Raw genomic sequence first — 25,254 nt, forward strand, 5'->3', positions numbered from 1 at the left:
CGAATCCGTACAATCCGGCCGCTCAAGAACAAGTTTTCCACAATGAGCCTAGACCTCTGGCAGCGCGGCTGTGAACGCCTGGCCGCTGAGCTGCCCGAACAGCAATTCAACACCTGGATCCGGCCTTTGCCGGAGGCCGAGGTGCAGGATGCGGGCGGCGCAGACGCCATCGTCGTCTCGCTGCGCGTGCCCAACCGCTTCAAGCTGGACTGGATCCGCAACCAGTACGCGGGTCGCATCGAATCCATCCTCACCGAACTGGCCGGCAAGCCCGCCCGCCTGGAGCTGGCCCTGGCCGCGCGCGATACGGGCGTGGCCCGCCCTGCCCTGCCGGCCAACCAGCCGGTCGCCCTCGGCCAGGTGCTGCACAACGGCTTGCGGCCGGTGACGGCCAAGACGCATGAGCCCGCGTCGGGCTATTCGAATGGCCACGCCAACGGCCATGGCGTCGCCAGCCTGCCGGCCGAGCCCGCCACGCCGGCACCGAGCGCCACACGCCACCGCATCAACCCGGCCCTGACCTTCGACACCCTGGTGCCCGGCCGTGCCAACCAGATGGCCCGCACCGCCGCCCTGCATGTGGCCGGCGCGCCCGGTGCCATGTACAACCCGCTGTTCATCTATGGCGGCGTGGGCCTGGGCAAGACGCACTTGATCCACGCCGTGGGCAACGCGCTGCTGCGCGACAAGCCGGATGCGCGGGTCCTGTACCTGCACGCCGAGCAGTTCATCTCCGACGTGGTGAAGAACTACCAGCGCAAGACCTTCGACGAGCTGAAGGCCAAGTACCACTCGCTGGACCTGCTGCTGATTGACGATGTGCAGTTCTTCGCCGGCAAGGACCGCACGCAGGAAGAGTTCTTCAACGCCTTCGAGGCGCTCCTGGCCAAGCGCGCCCACATCATCATGACCTCGGACACCTATCCGAAGGGCCTGGTGGACATCGACGAGCGCCTCACGAGCCGCTTCGACGCCGGCCTGACGGTGGCCATCGAGCCGCCCGAGCTGGAAATGCGGGTGGCCATCCTGATCAAGAAGGCCGAGGCGGAGCAAACGCCGATGCCCGAAGACGTGGCCTTCTTCATTGCCAAGAACGTGCGCGCCAATGTGCGCGAGCTCGAAGGCGCGCTGCGCAAGGTGCTGGCCTACAGCCGCTTCTCGCACAAGGAAATCAACATCCAGCTGGCCCGCGAGGCGCTGAAGGACCTGCTGTCGATCCAGAACCGGCAGATCTCGGTCGAGAACATCCAGAAGACGGTGGCCGATTTCTACAAGATCAAGATCGCCGACATGTACAGCAAGAAGCGTCCGGCCAGCATCGCCAGGCCGCGCCAGATTGCCATGTACCTGGCCAAGGAACTGACCCAGAAGAGCCTGCCCGAGATCGGCGAGCTGTTTGGCGGCCGCGACCACACGACCGTGCTGCACGCCGTGCGCAAGATCGGCGGCGAGCGCCAGAAGAACACCGAGCTGAACCAGCAGCTGCATGTGCTTGAGCAGACGCTGAAAGGCTAGCCCCCCCCCGGCGCAGCCCTCTGGTTTCCACCCTCGGGAACAACCCGATTCCTGGGCGACAATGCGCGCTGTCGCTCGCGCGCGCGTTGGTCATAGTGGGAATGACCTGCCGCCGCGGCCCATGCCGAACAAGTGGAGAGAGGTTGACATGATTGTGTTGAAAGCCGCCCAGGACCAGGTGCTTGGTGCCTTGCAAGCCGTTTCCGGCATCGTCGAGCGCCGCCACACCCTGCCCGTCCTGGCCAACGTGCTGATCCGCAAGACCGGCTCGCAGATCGAGCTGACCACCAGCGACCTCGAGATCCAGGTGCGCACCACGGCCGAGCTGGGTGGCGATGCCGGCAACTTCTCGACCACGGTCGGTGCCCGCAAGCTGATCGACATCCTTCGCTCCATGCCGGCCGACCAGGTCGTCTCGCTGACCAGCAACCAGAACAAGCTGACCCTGCAAGGTGGCAAGAGCCGCTTCACGCTGCAGACCCTGCCGTCCGACGACTTCCCGCTGGTGCAGGAAGCCGCTGACTTCGGCCCGGTGTTCGCCGTGCCGCAGAAGACGCTGAAGGCCCTGATCAACCAGGTGCACTTCTCGATGGCGGTGCACGACATCCGCTACTACCTGAACGGCATCCTCTTCGTCGCCGAAGGCAAGAGCCTGACGCTGGTGGCCACCGACGGCCACCGCCTGGCCCTGGCTCAGGCCACGCTGGAAACCGACATCCCCAAGCAGGAAGTCATCCTTCCGCGCAAGACGGTGCTGGAGCTGATGCGCCTTTTGAAGGACGGTGGCAAGGACGGTTCCGATGACCAACCCATCGAGATGCGCTTCGCCGGCAACCAGGCCAAGTTCAGCTTCAGCGGCATGGAGTTCGTGACCAAGCTGGTCGAGGGCAAGTTCCCCGACTACAACCGCGTGATCCCGAAGAACCACAAGTTCCGCGTCACGCTGGGCCGCGCCACCCTGCTGTCCAGCCTGCAGCGCGCCGCCATCCTGACCAGCGAGAAGTTCAAGGCCGTGCGCCTGTCCTTCGAGCCGGGCCTCTTGTCGATTGCCTCCAGCAATGCCGAGCAGGAAGAGGCCAAGGAAGAGATCGAGATCGACTACGGCGGCGACCTGATCGAGACCGGCTTCAACGTGACCTACCTGATGGATGCGCTGGCCAATATGGGTCAGGACATGGTCAACATCGACCTGAACGACAGCGCCTCCAGCGCGCTGATCACCATCCCCGAGCAGACCGGCTTCAAGTACGTCGTGATGCCGATGCGGATCTGACAACGCAGACCTGAATAGATGCAGCGGGCGAGGATTCACATCCAGCCCGCTTCAGTGCTTTTAAAGGGCGGCCTTGAAGCCCCCCGCGAGTGAGAGAGAGTCCCCGATGAGTGATGTGCCCAGCAACGAACAAAACCCCGATGGCCTGACCGACAAGCAGCAGGCTGCCGTCAGCGCGGAAGCCTCTTCGGGCGCCGTCTATGGCGCAGATTCGATCCAGATCCTGGAAGGCCTGGAAGCGGTGCGCAAGCGCCCGGGCATGTACATCGGCGACACCTCCGACGGCACCGGCCTGCACCACCTGGTGTTCGAAGTGGTGGACAACTCCATCGACGAATCGCTGGCCGGCCATTGCGACGACATCATCGTCACCATCCATTCCGACAACTCGGTCTCCGTCATCGACAACGGCCGCGGCATCCCCACCGGCGTGAAGATGGACGACAAGCACGAGCCCAAGCGCTCGGCGGCCGAGATCGCGCTGACCGAGCTGCACGCCGGCGGCAAGTTCAACCAGAACAGCTACAAGGTCTCGGGCGGCCTGCACGGCGTGGGCGTGTCCTGCGTGAACGGCCTGTCCAAGACGCTGCGCCTGACCGTGCGCCGCGATGGCAAGATCCACCAGCTCGACTTCAAGCAGGGCATCCCGCAAGACCGCCTGATCGAGATCGTCGATGGCGTCGAGACCAGCCCGATGCGCATCGTCGGCGAAACCGACAAGCGCGGCACCGAGGTCCACTTCCTGCCGGACACCGAGATCTTCCAGCAGAACAACGACTTCCACTACGACATCCTGGCCAAGCGCCTGCGCGAGCTCTCGTTCCTGAACAACGGCGTGAAGATCCGCCTGGTCGATGAGCGCAACAACAAGGAAGACAACTTCGCCTACGCCGGCGGCGTGCGCGGCTTCGTCGAGTTCATCAACAAGGGCAAGACCACGCTGCACCCGAACATCTTCCACGCCCAGGGCGACAAGATGTCCGACCAGGGCACGAACATCGGCGTGGAAGTGTCGATGCAGTGGAACGACGGCTTCAACGAGAACGTCCTCTGCTTCACCAACAACATCCCGCAGCGCGATGGTGGCACGCACTTGACGGGTTTGCGCGCCGCGATGACCCGCGTGCTGAACAAGTACATCACCGACAACGACCTGGCCAAGAAGGCCAAGGTCGAAGTGGCCGGCGACGACATGCGCGAAGGCCTGGCCTGCGTGGTGTCGGTGAAGGTGCCTGAGCCCAAGTTCTCCAGCCAGACCAAGGACAAGCTGGTTTCCAGCGAAGTGCGCGGCCCGGTGGAAGAGATCGTGGCCAGCAAGCTGAACGACTGGCTGCTGGAGAACCCGGTCGACGCCAAGATCATCTGCGGCAAGATTCTCGACGCCGCCCGCGCCCGCGAAGCCGCGCGCAAGGCCCGCGAAATGACCCGCCGCAAGGGCGTGCTCGACGGCCTGGGCCTGCCGGGCAAACTGGCCGATTGCCAGGAAAAAGACCCGGCGATGTGCGAGATTTACATCGTGGAGGGTGACTCCGCCGGTGGCTCCGCCAAGCAGGGCCGCGACCGCAAGTTCCAGGCCATCCTGCCGCTGCGCGGCAAGATCCTGAACGTCGAGAAGGCCCGCTACGAGAAGCTCCTGACGTCTAACGAAATCCTGACGCTGATCACGGCCCTCGGGACCGGCATCGGCCGCGGCGCCGGTGGCGACGATTTCAACCCGGACAAGCTGCGCTACCACCGCATCATCATCATGACCGACGCCGACGTTGACGGCGCCCACATCCGCACCCTGCTGCTGACGTTCTTCTACCGCCAGATGCCCGAGCTGGTGGAGCGCGGCCACATCTACATTGCGCAGCCGCCGCTGTACAAGGTCAAGGTCGGCAAGCACGAGCAATACCTGAAGGACGCGCACGACCTCGACGCCTTCCTCCTGAAGGTGGCGCTGCAGGATGCACATCTGCACACCGGCATCGGCGATGCGGTGCTGAGCGGCGAGACCTTCGAGACGCTGGCCCGCCAATACGTGCTGGCCGAAAGCGTGATCAGCCGCCTGTCCAACTGGATGGACTTCGAGGCGCTGCGTGTGCTCTCGAACGGCCTTGCGATCAACCTCGACACCAAGGAAACGGCTGATGCCGCCGCCGCGGCGATGCAGGCCGCGCTGCACGATGCCGAAGTGAGCGCCGAGTACGACCCGCGTACCGACAAGCTGTTCCTGCGCATCAGCCGCAAGCACCACGGCAACACACGCTCCTCCATCATCAATGCCGACTTCGTGCATGGCGCCGATTACGAGGCGCTGGCCCAGGCCGGCCTCACCTTCAAGGGCCTGATCGGCGAGAACGCCAGCGTCCGCAAGGGCGAGGGCGAGAAGGCCAAGGAAGCCAAGGTCAGCGATTTCCGCAGCGCCATGGACTGGCTGATGCAGCTGGCCGAGAACGCCGTCAATCGCCAGCGCTACAAGGGCCTGGGCGAGATGAACCCCGAGCAGCTGTGGGAAACCACGATGGACCCCAACGTCCGCCGCCTCCTGCGCGTGCAGATCGACGACGCCATCGAGGCGGATCGGGTGTTCACGATGCTGATGGGCGACGAGGTGGAGCCGCGTCGGGACTTCATCGAGACGAATGCGTTGAGGGCGGGGAATATCGACGTTTGAGCTAGGTCATTGCCGTAGGGCGCCGAGTTAATTGCGACTCGCGCCACAGTCCTGCGACTGACCAACGCAAGTTTATGCGACTGGCCTCAAGCGCTCCGATGCTGAACATCAGCGGTGTTCGCTTGGATGCGCCGCATGCATCGAGCATCATGAAGTTTGAGAGACCTACTGGGGGCTGACGCCCCGTGTCGGATGAAAAGCTCGTGCAATCTGAGACAAGTAAGTGAACAACTACCGCCACAGATGCAATCAAGAGCCCGGCAACGCCGGGCTTTTTCATGTGGGCATCACGGGAACGTCAACGACTGCAAATGCCGGGAGCAATTGAGCAGCGCAAGGATTCATCGATCCTGCAGAGCATGCACCGGTGGGTTCCTGCGTAGAAACCAAGGTCTGCGCCTGACAGTCGCGTAGATTGGCGGAGTGTGTCGTGGACAATATGGCGATCAAGCAGCCCACATCAGCCAAATAGAACACGACCCGTTCGATTTTCGACACGAGCCAAGGGAGAGCGATGAATAAAGGCAACCTGTCAGAAAGCGACATCTGCGACAAGTTCATCCGACCGGCGATGGAGAAGGCAGGTTGGAACGGGATGGAGCAGATCTACCGCGAATATCCCCTTCGCGCAGGTCGTGTTGTCGTTAGAGGGCGCAAGGCCAAAAGGGAAGCCAGCACAGTCCTGCGAGCTGACTATGCCTTGTTCTACAAGGTCAATATCCCGCTCGCGACTGTCGAGGCCAAGGACAACAACCATGCCATGGGCGCTGGCATGCCCCAAGCCATCAACTACTCCGAGTTGCTGGACGTTCCCTTTAGCTTCTCCAGCAACGGCGACGGATTTGTATTCCGAGATGCCACCTTGTCTGATGGGGTGCTCGAGCGCAATCTCACGCTCGACGAATTCCCATCGCCCGATGCACTGTGGGCGAAGTACTGCGCATGGAAAGGCTGGACGCCTGAGCAACGCCAAGTCGCTGAATACGACTATGCGCCAAGCAAGACACCTCGCTACTACCAGCTGAACGCCATCAACCGTGCTGTGGAGGCTATTGCAGGCGGGCAAAGCCGCGTTCTGCTGGTCATGGCTACCGGCACCGGCAAGACCTACACCGCATTTCAAATCATTTGGCGTCTGTGGAAAAGCGGTGCCAAGAAGCGCATTCTGTTTCTCGCCGACCGCAACATCCTGATCGACCAGACCATGGTCAACGACTTCCGCCCGTTCAAGGGCGCGATGGCCAAGCTCAGCCCCAACGCAAAAGGTGTTGAGCGCGTCGACGCCCAAGGTCAGGTCACCGTCGAAGAGGTCGACGTTGCCGTCAACAAGACCACCAAGCAGGTGGACAAGAGCTACGAGATCTACCTTTCGCTCTACCAGGCCGTCACTGGAGCCGAGGAAGAGCGAAACATCTACAAGCAGTTCTCGCCCGACTTCTTCGATCTCATTGTGGTGGATGAGTGCCATCGAGGCAGCGCCTCGGAGGACTCGGCTTGGCGCGAAATCCTCAACTATTTTGAATCAGCCACCCAGGTTGGCCTCACTGCCACACCCAAGGAAACAGAGGACGTTTCAAACACCGACTACTTCGGCGAGCCGATCTACACCTACAGCCTCAAGCAGGGTATCGAAGACGGTTATCTCGCTCCCTACAAGGTGATTCGCGTTGATCTGGACAAGGACACCTTCGGCTGGCGCCCCACCGAGGGCATGACCGACAAGTTCGGCAATGTCATTGAGGACCGCATTTACACAGCCGCTGACATGAACCGCAAGCTCGTGCTTGAGCGGCGCGATGAAGTAGTGGCCGCGAAGATCACCGAATACCTGAAGTCCACCGACCGCTATGCCAAGACCATTGTCTTCTGCGAAGACATCGATCACGCGACACGCATGCGCCAGGCCCTGAGCAACGCGAATGCTGATCTCTGCGCCACCCATCCAAAGTACGTAGTGCAGATCACAGGCGACAACCAGGAAGGCAAGCGCGAGCTGGACAACTTCATCGACCCCGAGAAGATCTATCCGGTGATCGCTACCACCTCCAAACTGATGAGCACCGGCGTTGACGCCCAGACGTGTAAGTTGATAGTGCTTGACCAGAACATCAAGTCCATGACTCTGTTCAAGCAGATCATCGGACGAGGTACCCGTCTGCGTGAGGACCTGGGCAAGAGCTGGTTCACCATCCTGGATTTCAAGCGCGCCACCGAGCTGTTTGCCGACAAGGACTTTGACGGCGAGCCAGTACAGATCTATGTGCCCCGCCCCCAAGATCCGGTTGCTCCGCCAGACGATCCTGGCGGCGACGAGCCCGGTGGCCTACCGGGTGATCCGCCGAGCGGCCCCGGCGGCACGATTGCCGATCCGCCGCCGGGCGAGCCCCGGAGGTACGTGCTGGGTGGAATCGTCCATGTGGCAGTTGCCCGCGAACGCGTGCAATATCTGAATGCCGAAGGCAAGCTCGTCACCGAGAGCCTGCGCGACTACACCCGCATAAATCTGGCCAAGCGCTTCGACTCACTGGACCAGTTTCTTCAGACCTGGAACGGCGTCGACCGTAAGGCCGCGCTGCTAGAAGAACTAGAGGCCCAAGGCGTCTTCTTCGATGCCTTGGCTGACGAAGTGGGCCACAAAGATCTGGACGCGTTCGATCTGCTGCTCCACGTCGCTTACGACCAGCCACCGCTGACGCGCCGCGAGCGTGCCCGCCGCGTCAAACAGCGCAATGTCTTCACCGAGTACGGCCCGGTGGCCCGCAAGGTGCTGGACGCACTGCTGGACAAGTACGCCGACGAAGGCATCGCCACCATAGAAAGCAATGAAGTGCTGCGCCTGCAGCCCCTGTCTGATTTGGGCAGCCCGGTGGAGCTGATCAAGAGCTTCGGCGGTCGCCCGCAATACCTGCAAGCCCTGAACACGCTGGAGCGCGAGATTTACGCGCCCACCCTGGCCTGACGGCCACAGTCACCCGAATCCTGTTTCCCCTATCCCCATGTCCAATCTATCGCCCGTCATTAAATCCATCCAAGACATCATGCGCCAGGACGCCGGCGTGGACGGTGATGCCCAGCGCATCTCGCAGCTGACCTGGCTGCTCTTCTTGAAGGTTTTTGACGCGCTGGAGGAAGAGCTGGAGCTGACCCGCGATGGCTACAAGAGTCCCATCCCCGAGCCGATGCGCTGGCGCAACTGGGCCGCCGATCCTGAGGGCATGACCGGCGACGAGCTGCTGAGCTTTGTCGACAACGAGCTGTTCCTGACGCTGAAGAACCTGCCGGCCGACCCGCAGCGCAACCCGCGGGGCTATGTGGTGCGCGGCGTGTTCGAGGACGCCTACAACTACATGAAGAGTGGCCAGCTGCTGCGTCAGGTCATCAACAAGCTGGCCGGCATCGACTTCAACCGCCAGGCCGAGCGGCACCAATTCAACGATCTGTACGAGAAGATCCTGCGCGACCTGCAAAGCGCCGGCAATGCCGGCGAGTTCTACACGCCACGCGCCGTCACCCAGTTCATGGTGGATATGGTCAACCCGCGCCTGGGCGAGAAGATCCTGGACCCGGCCACCGGCACCGGCGGCTTCCTTGTCTGCACCATCGAGCATCTGCGGAGGCAGGTGAAGAATGCCGACGACCAAGCCCTGCTGCAGACCAGCGTCGGCGGTGTCGAGAAAAAGCAGCTGCCGCACATGCTGTGCGTCACAAATCTGATGCTGCACGGCATCGAGGTGCCCAGCCAGATCCTGCACGACAACACCCTGGCCCGCCCGCTGCGCGACTACGGCCCGGCCGAGCGAGTGGACGTGGTGCTGACCAACCCGCCCTTTGGCGGCATCGAGGAGCCCGGCATCGAGCAGGGCTTCCCCGCCGATGTGCGCACCAAGGAAACCGCCGACCTGTTCCTGGTGCTGATCAAGCACATCCTGAAAAAACAGGGCCGTGCCGCCCTCGTGCTGCCCGACGGCACCCTGTTCGGCGAAGGCGTGAAGACCCGCATCAAGCAGCAGTTGCTGGAGGAGTGCAATCTGCACACCATCGTGCGCCTGCCCAACGGCGTGTTCGCGCCCTACACAGGAATCAAGACCAACCTCTTGTTCTTCGCCAAGGGTAAGCCAACCGAAGCCATCTGGTACTACGAGCACCCCTATCCAGAGGGCGCGAAGAACTACAACAAGACCAAGCCCATCCGCATCGAGGAGTTCGAGGCAGAGAAGGCGTGGTGGGGCAAAGAGTCCGACGGCTTTGCCGCCCGCGTGGAGAACGAACGTGCCTGGAAGGTCAGCATCGAGCAGATCAAGGCCGCCAACTACAACCTCGACCAGAAGAACCCGCATGCGGCGGACGTGGTCAGCCATAACCCGGACGCGCTGCTGCGCGACTATGCGCGGCTGCAGAGCGAGGCACAGGCGTTGCGCGATCAGCTCAAGAGCATCTTGGCGGAATCGCTGGAAGGGCGGGCGTGATGCTGATGCGGGCGCAACAAGGCAAGAAGCAGGCCGGGCAGCCGGGGCTGGTGCGCGCTTTCGATGTGCTGGCGAAGGCGCCAGCCGGGGTTGCGCGGCTGCGGGAGTTGATCCTGACCCTGGCGGTGCAGGGGAGGCTGGTGGCGCAGGATGTGCGCGATGAGCCGGCAAGTGTGCTGCTGCAACAGATCAGCGCTGAGCGCGCGCGCCTTATCGCCGAACGCAGAATCAAGAAGGACCAGTCACTGCCCGGAGTTTCAGCCGAAGAGGTGTCATCTGATCTGCCTGAAAGTTGGGCGAGGGCGCGGTTAGGTAGTTTGGGGCGCATAGTCGGTGGTGGTACGCCGAAATCGGATATGCCGGAGTACTGGGCTGAGAATGGCATTGCATGGCTGACTCCAGCGGATCTCTATAACCGCCGAGAGATGTTCATTTCACGGGGACGTCGAGACATAAGTCCCGAAGGGTTGGCCGCGTCATCTTCACAATTGATGCCGGCTGGGACGGTCCTTTTTTCAAGCCGTGCACCGATCGGCTACGTCGCGGTTGCTGCTAGCCCGCTCGCGACAAATCAAGGCTTCAAGTCTTGCGTCCCATATGCGCAAGGAATGAGCGAGTACCTGTACTGGCACCTCAAATATCTCGCTCCTGAAATTGACGCGGGAGCATCCGGCACAACATTCAAGGAAATTTCAGGTAAGGACTTCGCAGAGGTTGTCGTTTCACTTCCGCCGCTCGCCGAACAAGGCCGCATCGTCGCCCGCGTCGAAGAACTGATGCGCCTGTGCGATGAGCTCGAAGCCAAGGGCATGCTGTGCGCAGCGCAGCACAGCCAACTGGTGAACACGCTGCTGCGCACGCTCACCGACAGCCGCAACGCCGACGAACTGGCGGCCAACTGGCAGCGTGTCGCTGCCCACTTCGACCTGTTGCTCGATCGCCCCGAAGCCGTGGACGCGCTGGAGCAAACCATCCTGCAACTGGCCGTGCGCGGCTTGCTTGTCCCGCAAGACCCTAAGGACGAGCCGGCTAGCGTGCTGCTGACAAACATCCGGGACGAGAAGGATCGGTTGATTGCCGAACGGAAGATCAAGCGAGACAAGCCGCTTGTATCGATTGCAGAAGAAGAGCAGCCGTTCGGCTTGCCTCGCGGGTGGGCTTGGGTTCGACTTGGCAGCCTTGGTGAATCGTTCGACTATGGCTCCTCACAGAAGGCGGGCGAAGACAGCAGTGCTGTTCCGATTCTGCGAATGGGGAACGTTCAGGGCGGCAAGGTCTTGATGCGCAATCTGAAATTCCTGGTGGACCAAGAGGCTGAGCTACCGGCGCTCCTTCTTCGCCGAGGTGACTTGCTGTTCAACCGAACCAACAGCTTTGAACTGGTCGGTAAGACGGCATTGTTTGAAGGCCATTCGCGCGATGTGACGTTCGCCTCATACCTCATCCGCATACGGCTGATGGCAGGACTGTGCAGCCCCGAGTACATCAACATTTACATGAACACACGGGATTGCCGGACAAACGAGATCGAACCCGACCTCACACAGCAGACCGGTCAAGCGAACTACAACGGAACTAAGTTGAAGAGCATACGAGTGCCATTGCCGCCTCTGGCAGAGCAATTCCGTATCGTCACACGAGTGACCGAGATTCGTCAGCTCTGCGCTGATCTGCGTCAGAAACTGGTAGCTGGCCGACGCTCGCAAGAAGGCCTAGCTGAAGCTTTGGTGAATGAGGCCTGAGCATGCAGTTTCCGAGCGCGCCTCAGATTCGCAGCACTGACATGCTATTCCTCGATGACGTGTTTGATATGGGCGGAGGATACGTCCTCGATTTCTCAGACAGGACGTTTGCAATCTTCTTCGCCGAAGAACTAAATATCGACATCGATGACCCTGTCTATGCGCGAAACGGAAGCTCTAAGGCAAAACGCCTGAGATGCTTCCTCCAGACGGCAAACAAAGCTGTTGTCCTTCAAGCCTTGAAAGCGCTTTGGGAGTATCGGGAGGCGGTACGAATCCGCACCCGCAAGCCAGAGACTGTCGAAAACGCTGAGGGACGATTGCTGCAGCTGATCAACAAGCTGTCTGGACACGCGCCCGCCGGCCAACCATCTCACACTCCACCGCCAGCGACCGATAAGCCCAAGTTTGCGGCCCTGAAGACAGACCTTCTGGCTCTAGCGCAATTGACTCCTCAGGCCAGAGGCTATGGCTACGAAACATTTCTGAAGAAGCTGTTCAACGCCTTCGGAATGGCTGCGCGAGAGCCCTTCAGCCTGCGGGGCGAACAGATCGACGGCAGCTTCCAGCTCGAGAACGAGATCTATCTCGTCGAGGCCAAGTGGCACGCCCAACGAATCGGGGTCGCAGAACTGCATACCTTTCAAGGAAAGCTTGAGCAGAAGGCCGCGTGGACCCGCGGCCTATTTGTCAGCGACAGTGGCTTCACCGACGAGGGCCTGGCCGCCTTCGGCCGTGGCAAACGAATCATATGCATGGACGGGCTAGACATCTTCGAGTGCCTTGAGCGGGAGCTGCCACTGAACGTGGTGTTGTCCGCCAAGGTCCGTCGCGCAGCCGAGACCGGGGCGCCTTTTGTTCGCGTCCGCGACATCTTCACCAAATGAATGCGAGTCGAGATGCCCTTCACCACCGATGACCTCGACAAGGCATACCGAAAGCTGAAGAGCCTTGTCTACTACGACAAGACGGACCTTCGACTTCGAGCTCGCTTGGCTGCGTTTGAGTGCGCAGAGGACTTCGAGGCGCGCCTGGAGGTCGTGCGTGACGTGTTGAATAGCGAGTCGCCGTCAAAGAGTCGTCGCTTCAAGGGGTGGCTGAAGGACATCGGCTTCCGGGTGGTGCCTAAGAAACTGAGGGACAGCCCCCGAGATGAAGCGATGAGCGCCCCCGAGCATGGGCGCCTGATCACGAATGTGACGACAACCAAGGTCATTGAAGTCGAGAAGGTCAACTACTTCTTCGACGGTGCCATTGAGCTCCATCTGATTGCCGTTCTGTGGGTCATGACAGGCGGAAGGCATTTGGACGCGCAGCTGGCTCCGGAATGCTGCGGATCGAGGCTGTCAGACAAGCTGAACAGGATCACAGACGAGTCACTGGAGTTGTTCACGAAGTACCACGAGCAGTACGCGCGGTGGCGAGACACGGGCATCCGGAAGGCTAAACAGCTCCTGGTCGATGAGCAGCGCAATGTCGCAATTCTTGGACTTGATATTCAAGAGTATTTCTATCGAATCAACGTCGACTTTGGCGAGGTGGCGCAGGCGCTTCCGATCTCAAGTCGAGCCAGCGAAGAGACTGACGACCGAGCTATCCAGCTGCTGGCTTGCATTGAGGCGATTGGACGCGCCTACAGGGAGTGCATCGGTCCACTGTTGTCCCAAACGCACCCAACCATCGATGAATCAACGACCGGACTACCAATAGGTCTTTGCTCGTCCCTTGTGTTGGCCAATTGGTATCTGCAGGGTTTCGACTCGGCCGTGCTCAAACGGATTCGACCTGCCTACTATGGTCGATATGTTGATGACATTCTCATTGTCGTCCCCGTGCCGGTCGATCCGACGGAGGATGACGACGACCCGATAGGGACTTTCATCCATTCCTTGCTCGTAGGGCCGCGAATCTTGAAGGATCTTGTCGGCGGAGCTTACGAGATTCGTTCACGTCCAGGCCTGTTGCTGCAGCAATCGAAATGCATTCTTCAGTACTTCGACGCAGGCCATTCCATTGCGGGGCTAGAGAAGTTCCAGAAGAAGTTGGAAGAAAACGGAAGTGACTTCCTTCTGCTGCCTGTGGACGAGGCGGACAACTCTATGGAAGACGTTGCCTATGAATTGCTGTACGAGGGATCCGTCAACAAGTTTCGGAGTGTCAAAGGTCTCGCCGAGAACCGGTACGAGCTGGCCAAGCACTTAGCTCGCCAAACAGTACTGCATCTGGTGACTGACGACCCGCCAGACCGAAAGGTGAGCAAGGGGCTGCAGCAGTTCTTCAAGGGGCGCAGCGCAATTGAGTTCTTTGACTTGTGGGAGCGTGTTTTCACGTTGTTGGGCATAGCCGGCGACAAGGTGACGATGCGGTCGTTCGTCAAGCAACTCAAGGTCGAACTGAGTCGGGTTCAGAACCACCATGATGCGGTGACAGTGCAACTGCAGGCGGACCTTGAGCAACACTTGGAATTGGCGTTGGCGATGTCTGACGCCGTTTGTGCGCAGGACTTCGGCTTCTCAGAACTGGTTGACGGCATCCACTCTGAGGAACTCCGGCGGTCGAACTTGCTGCGCCATCATTTCGTCAGAGCTCCATTGCTCAACTACACCACATACACGGGACCGTTGAGCACAAGAAAGCTCAACGAGGCCGTTGAGATTGACCGGCGCAAGCTAGAACGATCGCCTCGGTTCGTCAATTTCGACGAATGCATGCTGCTCGCCTATAGCGGAAACGTTGATACAAGGAAGAGCAGACCGTTTGTCTTTGCGTCAAACGTCTATGAGAGAGCTAATCGTGCCGAGATTGGTGGGGTCAAATGGCCAAAGCCATCTGCTGACACTGAGGATTGAATGCCATGGTACGTTACGAAGAAGTCTCAGTGGGCACCGATTCCAAGGATTTGCACGATCACATCCAGATCGCGTTGGCAAACATTCCCGTTGCCACCGCTGACGTCGAAGCGAGCTATTTGGGGTCGCCCAACCTGAGTCGCGATCGTATGAAGCAGTTCGCTAGCTTGCTGAACGAAATTTCGCAGTTCAGGGGCGGCGCGAACCGGCGCATTGATTTGGTCGTCTTTCCTGAGGTCAGCGTGCCGCATGCGTGGGAAAGCATGTTGACCACTTGGGCTCGGCGCCATCGAATTGGCGTCATCTGTGGACTGGAACACTACGTCGACTTCGACGGCCAAGCACTCAACGAGGTCTTGGCAATATTGCCGTATCAAAGTTCGGCCGGGCATTGGTCGTGTGTACCAGTGCGTCGCCTGAAGCGCTTCTATTCGCCCGAAGAGGCGTTCATTCTTGAGAATGAAGATCTGATCGTGCCAACATCAAAGCGCCCCTATCACCTGTTCAGGTGGCGAGGCGCGAGCTTCGCGATCTACAACTGTTTTGAACTGACCTCCATTGAGGACCGCGCATTGTTCAAGGGAGAAGTCGACTTCATCGTAGCGACTGAGTTCAATCGGGACGTCAACTACTTCTCCAACATCGTCGAATCGGCCTCGCGTGATTTGCATTGCTTTGTAGTTCAGGTAAACGACTCCTGCTTTGGCGACTCTCGGGTCGTCAGTCCGTCCAAGACTGACAGCATGAACCCGCTTTGGATCAAGGGTGGCGACAACCTCACCTTTCTTACGATGAGCCTCAACCTGAAAGCCCTGCGCACTCATCAGCGTAAGGGCTACGGGCTACAGAAGGAGTCCAAGGACTTCAAGCCGACGCCCCCCAACTTCTCGAAGGCTGGTTTGCGGCGACGCCTCGCACTAGGCAAGTAGAACGCGAAAACATGGCAACTGCCATTCGGTCGTCGGTGCTATGGGCGATCGGAATCAGTGGCGCCTTTCGGCCGGAAACCGTGGCCGCCGGACGAATAACCAATGTGGGCCGCTGGCAATTGGATTCGTTGGCCCCCAGCGCATCGGAACTTCTGGCTGCCTTTGCGTCGGAATGGCCGGTTGCTTTGGGCTGGCTTGTGCGGAGCACTTGGCCTGGGATTCGCAGCTTCTTTGGACGTACTTCTGGATTCTCATCATCCCGCGCGGTGGAAAAGTTGTTCCGGCAGATCTAGACGGAAGCGCATAAGGCCGAGTTGGTGATAGCGCAAGCACGGCGATGTCAGCTAGGACTCTATGTGCTGCCTCCAAACCCTAACTGGACAGGCAGCCCAGCGCCGCCTCAAGTGAGCGCTGAACGCCCGGTTCACTAAGTCCGAGTGACGGGCTGCATTGCAGGACCCGAGAACGAAGTACGGCAAACGAGGCTGGAGCATCGTCAAGGATCAGAATTCGCTCGGCGCGGATGCCACGCCTTCGCATGTATTCGAGGACCGACGCTTCCCGTTCCAGCCCGTCAGCCGTTGCCCCCGCCAGACGGTCGCCAACGGGTCCAAGCAGCCTACGCAACGCCCGAAGGTCGTGCGTCTTTCGCCAGGTGCTATGCACTACCAATCCGACGCGGGGGTAAGGCTTCAGTATCTCGCTGAGCAGCTCGCGGTGGATGAACAAGCCAGCCGCTAGCAAGTCTTCAATCGGAACCTTCACGTCCGCGAGCGCAAAGTGCGCATCATGGCTATGCAGCACGCCATCGAAATCGAGGAAGAGCAGGTTCGTGGGAACGCCCATGCGATCTACACCTCGATGATGAGTCCGGGCTTGAAGGCCGAATTCTCGAAGCTGCTGTCTCGAAGTCGGTAGCCTCTAGGGTTTGACACCACGCGGCAGGATCCGACCGAGTAGTCGAAGGCCGTATGCGTGTGCCCGTGCACCCAAAGTGAGGGCACGTCAAAAAATGACTCTGGAAGTTCACTCACGAAGGCCGGAGTGAGCCAGTCGCCTCGATATCGCAATGCCACAGAGTGCTGCGTTGGCGCATGGTGAGTGACCACGACGGTCTTTCCGTCAAACGGCTGTGCCAGCTTGGCCTCAAGCCAATCGCGATCAATCCAATGCCAGGCCAGGGTGTCTTCAGCGGTAAGCGGCCGCTTGCGAACACGCGGGCTTGTTTGGAGCCGATTGGGTTCCGCGTATGGCACCTCGATCATCAGGAAGTCGCTCAGCCTTTTGTTCGCTTCATGAAGCGCCAACTTCACGTCGCGCCGACTCGCGCCATCAGCAATCTCGATAGGTAGTCGAAAGTCCGTCCACAGCGTCGCGCCAAGCACTCGCAGCCCATGCTCTGCAAAGCAGATTTCGTCCCGCGCAAGAATGGTCACGTTGGTCCCGGCTGCAACCTCGCGCATAGCCGTCATTTCCTGCGGCTGCACACACCCATAGAACTCATGGTTCCCAGGCACAACAATGATTGGCACGTCACGGCCGAAGATGGAATCGTGCCGAGCCCATTCGATCACCCGTCGGCCAGGCGAGTGGATATCCCCCGCCAGGATCACCGCGTCGTACTGCATATTGGGCGACGGAACGAACTCAGCGTGTTCCCGGTGCAGGTCAGAGAGAACAAGCAACCTCATGGCTTACCTGCCCTGCCTGCTCGTCGCGTGGCCCATGCATTCGAAAACGCCCTCAGATCCTTGTGCTGGGAGTCGACGATCGACAGCTCCGGCCCTGCATTGGGTGAGCCATCCGGTTCCCGAACAATCAACGCCTTGTGGACATGACCTGGCATTCCTCGGAAATACGGCAGGTAGTCATCGACGAACGCCAGCGGGTTCAGCGCCTTGATGACGTCCGCCTTCGGGCTTTGATGGAGGCCTTGATCTTCCACGACGAGAACATCGCTTAGCGGGAATCCGAGTGTGCGCAGATTGGCGATTCGCGCCTGGCGAAAACGGCTAGCCAACGCAGTCACGCAGACCAGCTCGAAGCCTTGGCCAACAAGCTCACTGCAAGCTTCAAGCGCTCCTTCGATCGGCGGAACAGTGCTCCAGAACTCCTCATCGAAACTGGCGCGAAACCGTTCCAGTGCCGGCCCCTCCAACCGGGCGACACCCCACCGATCCATCGGCCAATAGGCGTCTGGATTGCAAACCACGGGACTCACTCCGAAGGCTCGCGCCCAGGTGCCAGCGTACGCGGCGCTGTAGTCAAGCAGCACTCCATCTGCATCCAGCGCGATCAAGTCAATAGGCATAGAGAGGCGCGCGGGCGTATCGGATCAAACTGGAGCATCGCTGCCCCACGCTGCCGCAGCACTTGCGGCCGACGCGATTGCTTCGGCCAGTCGAGTGCGGCAGTTCGCGTCCTGCAGGCCGAGCCATTCATCGGCTTTCACCAAGCGATGCCGCTGCTCGTCCGGCCATTCCAAGTCATCGTCGTCAAGTGCGATCCAAGCGTGTGGCCGTCGTCTCGCGACGTCGCGCGCGATCTGCTGCCATCGCGTCATCCGACCAAAGCTGAGTCGATCCTCGCGGCTATGGAAGGTAGCGCCGATCACCCGGTTTTGAAGCGAAGCTGACAGTTGCCTACGCGCAAACGAGAAGCTCTTCATGCAAACCCAGGATGTCGACAGCACGATGCGGACCGATGGGTGAGGCTCCAGCAATTCGCTCAGCAGGTACGCAGACTCAAACAGTCGATGGCCAGGTGCGCGCAGCTCAATCCGGCCCGAGGCAGTGATGTAAACGGCATCTGGATGCAACGGGCCATCAAAGTCTAAGTAGAGCAACATGGTCGATTCGCGCAAGGAGAGGCAAGCGTCGCAGATGGTGTCCACGACGATGAGGTCTACACCGACGGAAGTGGGTTTGGCGGCTTCCCTTTGGCCTTTGTCTTCGGACGAGTCCTGCTGCGATCTCCTTCCTCGAGGAGGCTTAATACTGCTTCGAAGCGATGATCAGATTTTTCTACTTTGGAGTCGTCTGCTGCCAAGAGTAGGCGGCTGAGCTGAGCTGTGGCTATCTCACCGATAACCTCTGGCACAACGATCCTGATGCCGGTGCTTAGCTGGTAAACCCTTTCAATCCGATACCCGCACTCGCCGGGCGTCGGGATTTGCGCTTCCCGCTGCGCTTTGCTTTCAATGGCGAGCCTTCGAATCTTCGCTAGGCCTCCGACCTGCGGCGCGAGCTGTTCAGCTCTTTCGACCTGTGCTACGTGCTCTTCTGTGTAGTACGCGCCGCGACCTTTACCTTTGGCCGGGCTTACGAGACCCTCTTGCTTGAGGTATCGAAACCGGCAGTGTTCAATCTTGCAGCGCTTGCAGAGCTCCACTGCGCTCATCCGTTCACTGCGGGCGATCATCTCCCGGGCGGCCAACTCAGCAAAGGGGCCCCATGTTTCGTTCGCTTTATCTGCCAAGAACTTGCTCCGGAATTCCTGCGATTTCTTCTGCCGGTAAGGCGGTGACATTCGACGCTTGCCCCGCAATCATGGGCCTCGTCGCGACGATGCTACGCAATCCAACCGCCAAGGCAACCTCCAGAATTTTGTGATTGACCTGCTCCCGAGTACGGTTGAACGGATGAACGCCAAGATTTGTAGCCGTCTACCGTCAATGATTCGAGCAGCTCGCGAGGCCGCTGGGGTGAGCCAGAAAGCGCTCGCAGCGGACCTCGCCGTCGACCAGACGCAGTTGTGCGCTCTCGAGAAGGGACGCAGGGGTGTCCAGGATCGGCAAACACTCGAGCGAATCGCAAGCGCTCTGAGGCTCGATCAGGCTGCCTTGGACGAGCTCGTATGGGCTATGAGCCATGACCGCGTGGTTGCAAGCGTCGAAAGATCAGGCTTGCCGAAGGCGACCGCACTTGTGTCGCTCGCGCTTCAGGCCAGTCGCGCCCTGTCGCAGGAGGAGATGAGGGGCCTGGAAAGCCTGATCTCCGATCTCCTCGAAGGCAAACGCCAGCTATCCCGGCTGGCGCTTCGATCAAAGGAGGAACCTGCCATGACCTAAAGAAAACGGCGAGCACCCATTGCTGAGCAGCTCGCCGGTAGAAGTCCTGGGTAATCCCAAGATCACAGTCACCACAAGTATTCAAGCCCAGGTCTCCTCCGTCAAGGCCGGATCTCGCCACCGGCTGTAGCTGCGTCTCCCACTAGACCAGCTTGCGTCCATTTTTGGACGCGTAGGAGATCTCATGCCTTCTATTCGCCATCACTGGCCCGACTTGCTGCCTACCGCCGAAGCCGTTGAGCAGCTCATCGCAGCCCTGAAATCCGGACGCAAGGTGCGGCCCGTCGTGACGCCAAGCGGTCACCGCGCACGCGGCCATTTCCCTTCATTCAAGGGAAAGAAGACTCGATACGAGTCCCTTGTTGAGAACGACGCGCTGTGCATCTTCGAGATTGCTGCATCGGTGCTCGGCATCCAAACTCATCCTTGGGTCCTCGACCTCATTGACCTAAGCGGCCAAACCTTCCACTACACGCCTGACGCCTTCCTCACGCGCCGCGACGATGCACTACTCGTCGAGGTCAAGGGTGACTGGCTGTTGAAGCTCAAGGGGCCAGTCGACGCACTGCTCAGAACTTTTCGAGCCCTTGATTCGCATGGCGTTCCTATCGCGTTGCTGACCGAGGCAGACATACGTGCTGCCGGCCTGCAGGATGAACTGAAGGAGTTGCTCCGCCTTCGACCGGTCGGCGGCAGAAACCGCACTGGCCTCGATACAAGCCTTTGGGATGTACTGGGCGGCTCAAACCCTAATGCCCAGATACTCAAACGCTGGCGAGATGCGCAGCGGGAGTGCGATGCGCTTCTCGAGCGCGTCATGCGGCGCGGCCCCGACGAGGTCGTTGAAGCCATCGCGAAGTAGGAGGACCAAATGCTCACCCTACTGAAGAATCAGACTGTTTTTCTCGATGACGTCGAATACCTCGTCATCAGCACTTCCCACGATTCAGGCGTACTGCTGGAAAACAAGAAGACCGGCGAGCGCGCCAACTTCGATGCGTACAAGCTAGTAACCAAGTACCTCACTGGCGAGTTCCTGACTGCAGCACAGCGCAGGGCTGCCTTGAAAGACGGGGAGCACCATTTACGAAAGCCAGCGCGAATGGACAGACTCTCGGTTGCGGCCAAGAAGGAGACGCATCGGCGCATCGACTATCTGGTCCGACTAGAAAAAATGGCCGCATTTGCCGGCAGCCGCAAGGACTTACGCAAGGCGATCTCCTTCGTGGCAGCCGCGCGCGGAGACGGCAGCATCCCCCATGAGTCGACGATCTATCGATGGAAGCGCAAGTACCTGCGGGCCCAGCAAGACGTCCGCGCATTGTTTGCGCGCTTCGATGAACGAGGTGGAAAGGGTGGCAGCCGGCTGGATCCGGCGGTGGAGGCGCTGATCGACGACGCAGTCGATGCGATCGTCATGAAGCAGCGACGCTTCTCGGCGCAGGACATCCTTGACTACGTGACGTTGGCTGTACAGGCTGCCAACAAGACGCGTTCCTTGGACAGGCAGCTCAGCACGCCATCCAAGCGCACGATCCAGCGTCGGGTGCTTCTGCTTTCCGAGTTCGATCTCACCGCCGCGTCTAGCAGCTTGCGTGAGGCTGAGCGGCGGTTCCCGATGCAAGGGCGCTCACGCACCGTCAGTCGAATTCTCGAGTTGGTTGAGATTGATCACACGCCCATTGATCTCATCGTCACGAACGAAGCTGGCGATGCAGTTGTGCGGCCAACCGCCACTGTCGTTCTTGATCGCCGCTCGAGGTGCGTGCTCGGCTTTCACCTCAGCTTGGCTGGCCATGGCGTCCCGGCGGTGTTCGAAGCGCTGCGCCATGCGCTCCTCCCCAAGGTCTACCTCAAGGAGCGCTACAAGGACCTCGAGCTGAATTGGCCGTGCTTCGGCTGGATGGAGCGCGTCCTGATGGACAACGGGGCCGAGTTTCACGCAGACGCAGTCGCGGACGCACTCCTGAACCTTGGCATCACCCCTGAATTTGCCGGCTCACGCGACCCGAACGACAAGCCGTTCGTGGAACGCTTCCTGCGAACCTTGAACTACGGCTTCGTCCACAAGCTGCCGGGGACCACGCTCGACAAGGTTCACAAACGGGTGGGCTTCAAGGCAGAGGACGACGCCCTGCTCACGCTGGGCGAGCTGGACCGGCTCATCCACGTCTGGATTTGCAACGTCTACCACCTGCGGCCCCATCGAGGACTAGACGGTCGAGCGCCGCTGACGGTCTGGCTCGAGTCGGCCAAGGGATACCCCCCGCAGCTCAAGATGAATGCCATGGATGTGGACATCGAGTTCAGCGAAGTCGCTGAGTCGCGGCTGCAGCGGTACGGCATCGACCTAAACACGTTCGTCTATAGCTCCCAGCGCCTGCTGACGATGGGGCGCCTGCTTCCTGCGCGGTCCAAGGTGAACGTGAAGTGGCCGCGCAACGATGTAGGCCACATTTGGGTCTGGGACATCACGACCCAGGACTACTTCAAGGTCGAGAACAAGAGTCGGGAGTATGCAGGGTTGACGCTGGAGCAGGCCAAGGCGGCCCGCGCCGCCAAGTCCGGCGGCGATCCGAGCTATGCACAGACGATGACAGAAGCGGGGGCCATCGTCAGGGACCAGATCGCACAGGCTAGTCAGTCGCGGAAGCTCGCGGTGCGCCGCAAGGGCAGCAGGCTGGCCAACCAGACCAGCCGGCCGCTTCGGGACTCGAACACAGCTACGGCCGGTCGTGATGTGGAAGAAGACGCAAACGACCTGACGGCATCACAGCTCCAGGACACCGACCAAGATGGTCTGGAGGTCTTTGAGATCGACCTGCCCGTTGACGCGCAGGAGGCCTGACATGACGAACGCTCAACTCGCAGGTGCGGTGAAGCGTCGTCTTCGAAAGTTCTTCGGTCGCTTTCCCCAGGTGAAGCTCGCGCAGGGCCGACTTGAGGATCTCGTGGCCTATTCGTGCGACAGCGAAGAACCTGAGTGCCTCGCGATCATCGGGGATACCGGTACCGGCAAGACGACGCTGATCGAGAACTTCGTCCAGTCCAAACCTCGAGTGGAGCATCCCGAGCTGACGGAGGTGCAGGTCCTCTACGTCGAAGTTCCGGCCAAGTGCTCCGTCAAGATGCTTGCCGCGCTGATGCTCCGTGCCCTTGGATCGCCCTTCTGGAACCGGGGTGATGAAGTCGAGCGCACGGACCAGCTCGTCACTCTGTTGAAGGGCTGCCGGGTCCGAATGATCATCATCGATGAGGTCAATCACCTGGCCGACCGCGGCGCTGAGAAGTCGCACTATCACGTGGGTGATTGGATCAAGCAGTTGATACGGTTGTCACAGCTGCCGGTCATCCTTGCCGGCACACCGGCGGCCGCGATCCTCTGGGATACCAACGAGCAACTTGCAGATCGGTTTCGCGAGCAGATTGTTCTTCAGCCTCTTTCCATGGAAGGGAATCGGCAAAGGGAGTTGCGCAGTGTGCTCGGCGCCTTTCTGGGGCTGATGAACGGTGTCCCCTGCATCGACATCACCGAGGAGGCTCACGCCAAGTCAATCGCTTTCGCAACGGCCGGGAGGCTCCGCGACATTCGGCGGCTATTGGTGCGTGCAGTGGAAATAGCAGCGAATCAACCAAGCTTTGCCATCACCCGCTCAACGCTGGCACAGGCATTCCTGCAGGTGATCTGGCGGGAAGCCCCTGACAAACGCAATCCCTTCAGCCCCAAGTTCGATGGCTTGCCACTGACGAAGCTAGGGGAGCCGTTTGCTCCTCGCAGGAGCCTTCGCAAATGACCGAAGCCACACTTCGAATGCACCTGCCCGTGCGTCGCCCCATGCTTCCGGACGAGTGGCCAGAGACCTACTTGCTTTCGCTGGCGCGCGCGCAAGGCCTGCGCAGAGCTTGGGGCTACGACGTGGAGCTGATCCGGAGCGTTCTGCCCTGGGAGCGCCCCATGTCCACAGGCAATCAGCCGGCAAGCGAATCGGCGTCGCCGTACCTCCAAGGCAGACCTCAATACGGAGCGAATCCCCTCCCATCCTGGGCAAGCATCGTCCGCGCGATGCCCCTGAGGTACTGTCCCCACTGTCTCTTAGAGCAACGCTATTTCAGGACGCGATGGCGATTTTCAGGATTCCATGCCTGCACATTCCACGGCTGCTATCTCAAGTCGGACCTGGTCGATCAGGCTCTTACAGCCAACTACAACCGCGAGGGTCGACTTAAATTCGCAGACGCTACGGACGAGCAGATCCTCAATGCCGCATTGTGCTGCTTGCCTCACGAGCTCCACGCGACAAAGATGGTCTGGCAGCCGCTCGAGCTGATGGCGCAGCGGGCGGAGAGCCCCCGGGAAAATGAGGCCCTCGGCGAACTGGCCAGTTGGACTGTCATGTTGTGGCGGCTTCTCGAGGAAATCTCTCGTATTCACCACAAGAAGGTGATCGGGCAGCCTACGACCGGGTTGCTGCCGGGCGTCGGCCGCCTCAGTCGGGACCTGGGCATTGTCACGGCGCCTTCTTTGGACGGAGTGCAGGCAATGTTTGCCGGTCTTCGCGAGAATGCTCATCTCCTCGCTGCAAGGCGCTTCATTGATGGGCTAATAGGCCAAGAAGGGAAGACGCCGACTGCCCTTTCTGCCTTGCCGCTAGAAGTCCTGCGAGAGCGCCTAATGTGCTTCGCCCCCGTTGCCACGCCGCGCACGCCACACGGGGGCATGGCGTTCCGCGATCTGCGCGAGCACGCCGTGAACAAGTCGGTGTTGCTGGAGGACCTCGCGCCCCTTGGCGGGGGACCAGAACTCGTCAACCGCTGGATTCGCTGCAAGCTGATTACCACGGTGAAAGTGATTCGTGAGGGCATGGCATTCACTTTCATCGAGCGCGAGCATGCGCGGCAGGCTCGAAGGGCGCTGTTGTCGTTGATCCACGCGAGGGATTTCGTCGCCCAGCATGATCTTGACTGGTGCACATACAAGGCAATACGAGACATCGGGCTGATCAACACTGGCGCACTGGGCCTGCGTGGGTACCTCCATCGCAAGGACATTGCTGCCCTCATTGCCCAGCTCGAGCTGATGTCCGCGCCCGTGCACGAGGCGTCCAGTCTGCGTTGGCCGCTGTTCTGCGAGACGACGCTGCATTGCGCTGAACAGCGGGCCACGTTCCTTGCCCTCGTCCGTGCAGCGATCCAGGGACGGATCAGGGTTTATCGAGAACTATCAAGACCGGGGCTGAGCGCGTTCTCGATTGGTGTTGATGGCATTGTTTGGATGGCCAGACGACGCAGAGCATTCTTTTACGAACGCAAATGGAGGCCCGCAGTGGGGCAGCGCGGTTTGTTCGATGCCCAAGAAGAGGGAGCAGCGGCCTGACGGTGAGCCAGCATTGCGCGAAGACGTTGGCGCCATTTGAGCTCAGCCCTGCAACCCTCGGAAGTCTGCCTGTGCGGCCGGTCCGACGCCTCGAAGAATCGAGCGAAGGGCATTGGCTGCGCGTTGCGCATTCGAATGGGCTTGCCGATCCGATGTGGCTGCTTGGCACCGGTCATCGACGCGCGCTATCGATCGTTCGTGTTTGCCCAGGATGCCTCGCTCGTCCGAGCACGCACTGGCCAAGGGACTGGAAAGATCGGTCCAAGCCATTCTGCATGGCGCACGGGCTGTGGCTCGTCGACCGGTGCGGCGGGTGCCGTCGCCTGCTGAGATGGAGTGGGGTCAGCTTCTTGACTTGCGGGTGCGGTCAGGACCTTC

Annotated in this window: 19 protein-coding genes; 14 read left to right on the forward strand and 5 right to left on the reverse strand. The window is 60.3% G+C overall.

Annotated features, from left to right (window positions below; genetic code table 11):
* Positions 1-42 precede the first annotated feature (42 nt).
* From dnaA to V3596_RS11645, 9 genes are all read left to right on the forward strand, one after another.
* Entirely contained in the window at positions 43-1,515 is a 1,473-nt protein-coding gene (dnaA, locus tag V3596_RS11605; RefSeq protein ID WP_334277900.1) for a chromosomal replication initiator protein DnaA, read from the forward strand.
* Positions 1,516-1,663: 148 nt separating this feature from the next.
* Complete coding sequence (gene dnaN, locus V3596_RS11610) at positions 1,664-2,788, forward strand: DNA polymerase III subunit beta (RefSeq protein WP_334277901.1); 1,125 nt, start codon at positions 1,664-1,666, stop codon at positions 2,786-2,788.
* 106 nt (positions 2,789-2,894) lie between these two features.
* Positions 2,895-5,447, forward strand: a complete 2,553-nt coding sequence (gene gyrB / locus V3596_RS11615) for a DNA topoisomerase (ATP-hydrolyzing) subunit B (protein WP_334277902.1) — start codon at positions 2,895-2,897, stop codon at positions 5,445-5,447.
* A gap of 514 nt (positions 5,448-5,961) precedes the next feature.
* On the forward strand, positions 5,962-8,406 hold the full coding sequence (gene hsdR, locus V3596_RS11620; protein WP_334277903.1) for an EcoAI/FtnUII family type I restriction enzme subunit R: 2,445 nt from the start codon (positions 5,962-5,964) through the stop codon (positions 8,404-8,406).
* Between the two features lie 37 nt (positions 8,407-8,443).
* Positions 8,444-9,913: a type I restriction-modification system subunit M gene (locus V3596_RS11625; protein WP_334277904.1), complete on the forward strand. Its 1,470-nt coding sequence runs from the start codon at positions 8,444-8,446 to the stop codon at positions 9,911-9,913.
* Positions 9,913-11,655: a restriction endonuclease subunit S gene (locus V3596_RS11630; protein ID WP_334277981.1), complete on the forward strand. Its 1,743-nt coding sequence runs from the start codon at positions 9,913-9,915 to the stop codon at positions 11,653-11,655. The genes V3596_RS11625 and V3596_RS11630 overlap by 1 nt, the downstream gene beginning before the upstream one ends.
* Positions 11,656-11,657: 2 nt before the next feature.
* Positions 11,658-12,542, forward strand: coding sequence for a restriction endonuclease (locus V3596_RS11635; protein WP_334277905.1), 885 nt, complete (start codon positions 11,658-11,660; stop codon positions 12,540-12,542).
* 12 nt (positions 12,543-12,554) lie between these two features.
* Positions 12,555-14,504, forward strand: coding sequence for an RNA-directed DNA polymerase (locus V3596_RS11640; RefSeq protein WP_334277906.1), 1,950 nt, complete (start codon positions 12,555-12,557; stop codon positions 14,502-14,504).
* A gap of 5 nt (positions 14,505-14,509) precedes the next feature.
* Entirely contained in the window at positions 14,510-15,433 is a 924-nt protein-coding gene (locus V3596_RS11645; protein ID WP_334277907.1) for a hypothetical protein, read from the forward strand.
* A 372-nt stretch (positions 15,434-15,805) separates the two neighbouring features.
* Here V3596_RS11645 and V3596_RS11650 read toward each other — a convergent pair whose 3' ends face one another.
* Genes V3596_RS11650 through V3596_RS11670 form a run of 5 tightly spaced genes read right to left on the reverse strand, consistent with a single transcriptional unit; the run spans position 15,806 to position 18,961 of the window.
* Complete coding sequence (locus V3596_RS11650; protein WP_334277908.1) at positions 15,806-16,279, reverse strand: HAD domain-containing protein; 474 nt, start codon at positions 16,277-16,279, stop codon at positions 15,806-15,808.
* Between the two features lie 5 nt (positions 16,280-16,284).
* Positions 16,285-17,124, reverse strand: coding sequence for a metallophosphoesterase (locus V3596_RS11655; protein WP_334277909.1), 840 nt, complete (start codon positions 17,122-17,124; stop codon positions 16,285-16,287).
* Positions 17,121-17,732: an HAD family hydrolase gene (locus V3596_RS11660; protein ID WP_334277910.1), complete on the reverse strand. Its 612-nt coding sequence runs from the start codon at positions 17,730-17,732 to the stop codon at positions 17,121-17,123. The genes V3596_RS11655 and V3596_RS11660 overlap by 4 nt, the downstream gene beginning before the upstream one ends.
* A gap of 36 nt (positions 17,733-17,768) precedes the next feature.
* Positions 17,769-18,326, reverse strand: a complete 558-nt coding sequence (locus tag V3596_RS11665; protein WP_334277911.1) for an HAD domain-containing protein — start codon at positions 18,324-18,326, stop codon at positions 17,769-17,771.
* A gap of 11 nt (positions 18,327-18,337) precedes the next feature.
* The gene (locus V3596_RS11670) at positions 18,338-18,961 is read right to left on the reverse strand and encodes a MerR family transcriptional regulator (RefSeq protein ID WP_334277912.1); all 624 of its coding nucleotides are present in this window, start codon (positions 18,959-18,961) and stop codon (positions 18,338-18,340) included.
* 112 nt (positions 18,962-19,073) lie between these two features.
* On the opposite strand from V3596_RS11670, the gene V3596_RS11675 reads away from it, so the two are divergent.
* The 5 genes from V3596_RS11675 to V3596_RS11695 all read left to right on the forward strand — a co-directional run bounded on the left by V3596_RS11675 (position 19,074) and on the right by V3596_RS11695 (position 24,876).
* The gene (locus tag V3596_RS11675) at positions 19,074-19,502 is read left to right on the forward strand and encodes a helix-turn-helix domain-containing protein (protein ID WP_334277913.1); all 429 of its coding nucleotides are present in this window, start codon (positions 19,074-19,076) and stop codon (positions 19,500-19,502) included.
* Positions 19,503-19,686: 184 nt separating this feature from the next.
* Positions 19,687-20,364: a hypothetical protein gene (locus V3596_RS11680; RefSeq protein ID WP_334277914.1), complete on the forward strand. Its 678-nt coding sequence runs from the start codon at positions 19,687-19,689 to the stop codon at positions 20,362-20,364.
* Between the two features lie 9 nt (positions 20,365-20,373).
* Positions 20,374-22,350 (forward strand): integrase, encoded by a 1,977-nt coding sequence (locus V3596_RS11685; protein WP_334277915.1) that lies wholly within the window; start codon positions 20,374-20,376, stop codon positions 22,348-22,350.
* Between the two features lies 1 nt (position 22,351).
* Complete coding sequence (locus V3596_RS11690) at positions 22,352-23,296, forward strand: TniB family NTP-binding protein (protein WP_334277916.1); 945 nt, start codon at positions 22,352-22,354, stop codon at positions 23,294-23,296.
* The gene (locus V3596_RS11695; protein ID WP_334277917.1) at positions 23,293-24,876 is read left to right on the forward strand and encodes a TniQ family protein; all 1,584 of its coding nucleotides are present in this window, start codon (positions 23,293-23,295) and stop codon (positions 24,874-24,876) included. Before V3596_RS11690 ends, V3596_RS11695 begins: the two co-directional genes overlap by 4 nt.
* Positions 24,877-25,254 lie beyond the last annotated feature (378 nt).

The organism is Roseateles microcysteis (assembly GCF_036880965.1).
Classification (GTDB): domain Bacteria; phylum Pseudomonadota; class Gammaproteobacteria; order Burkholderiales; family Burkholderiaceae_C; genus JAUASW01.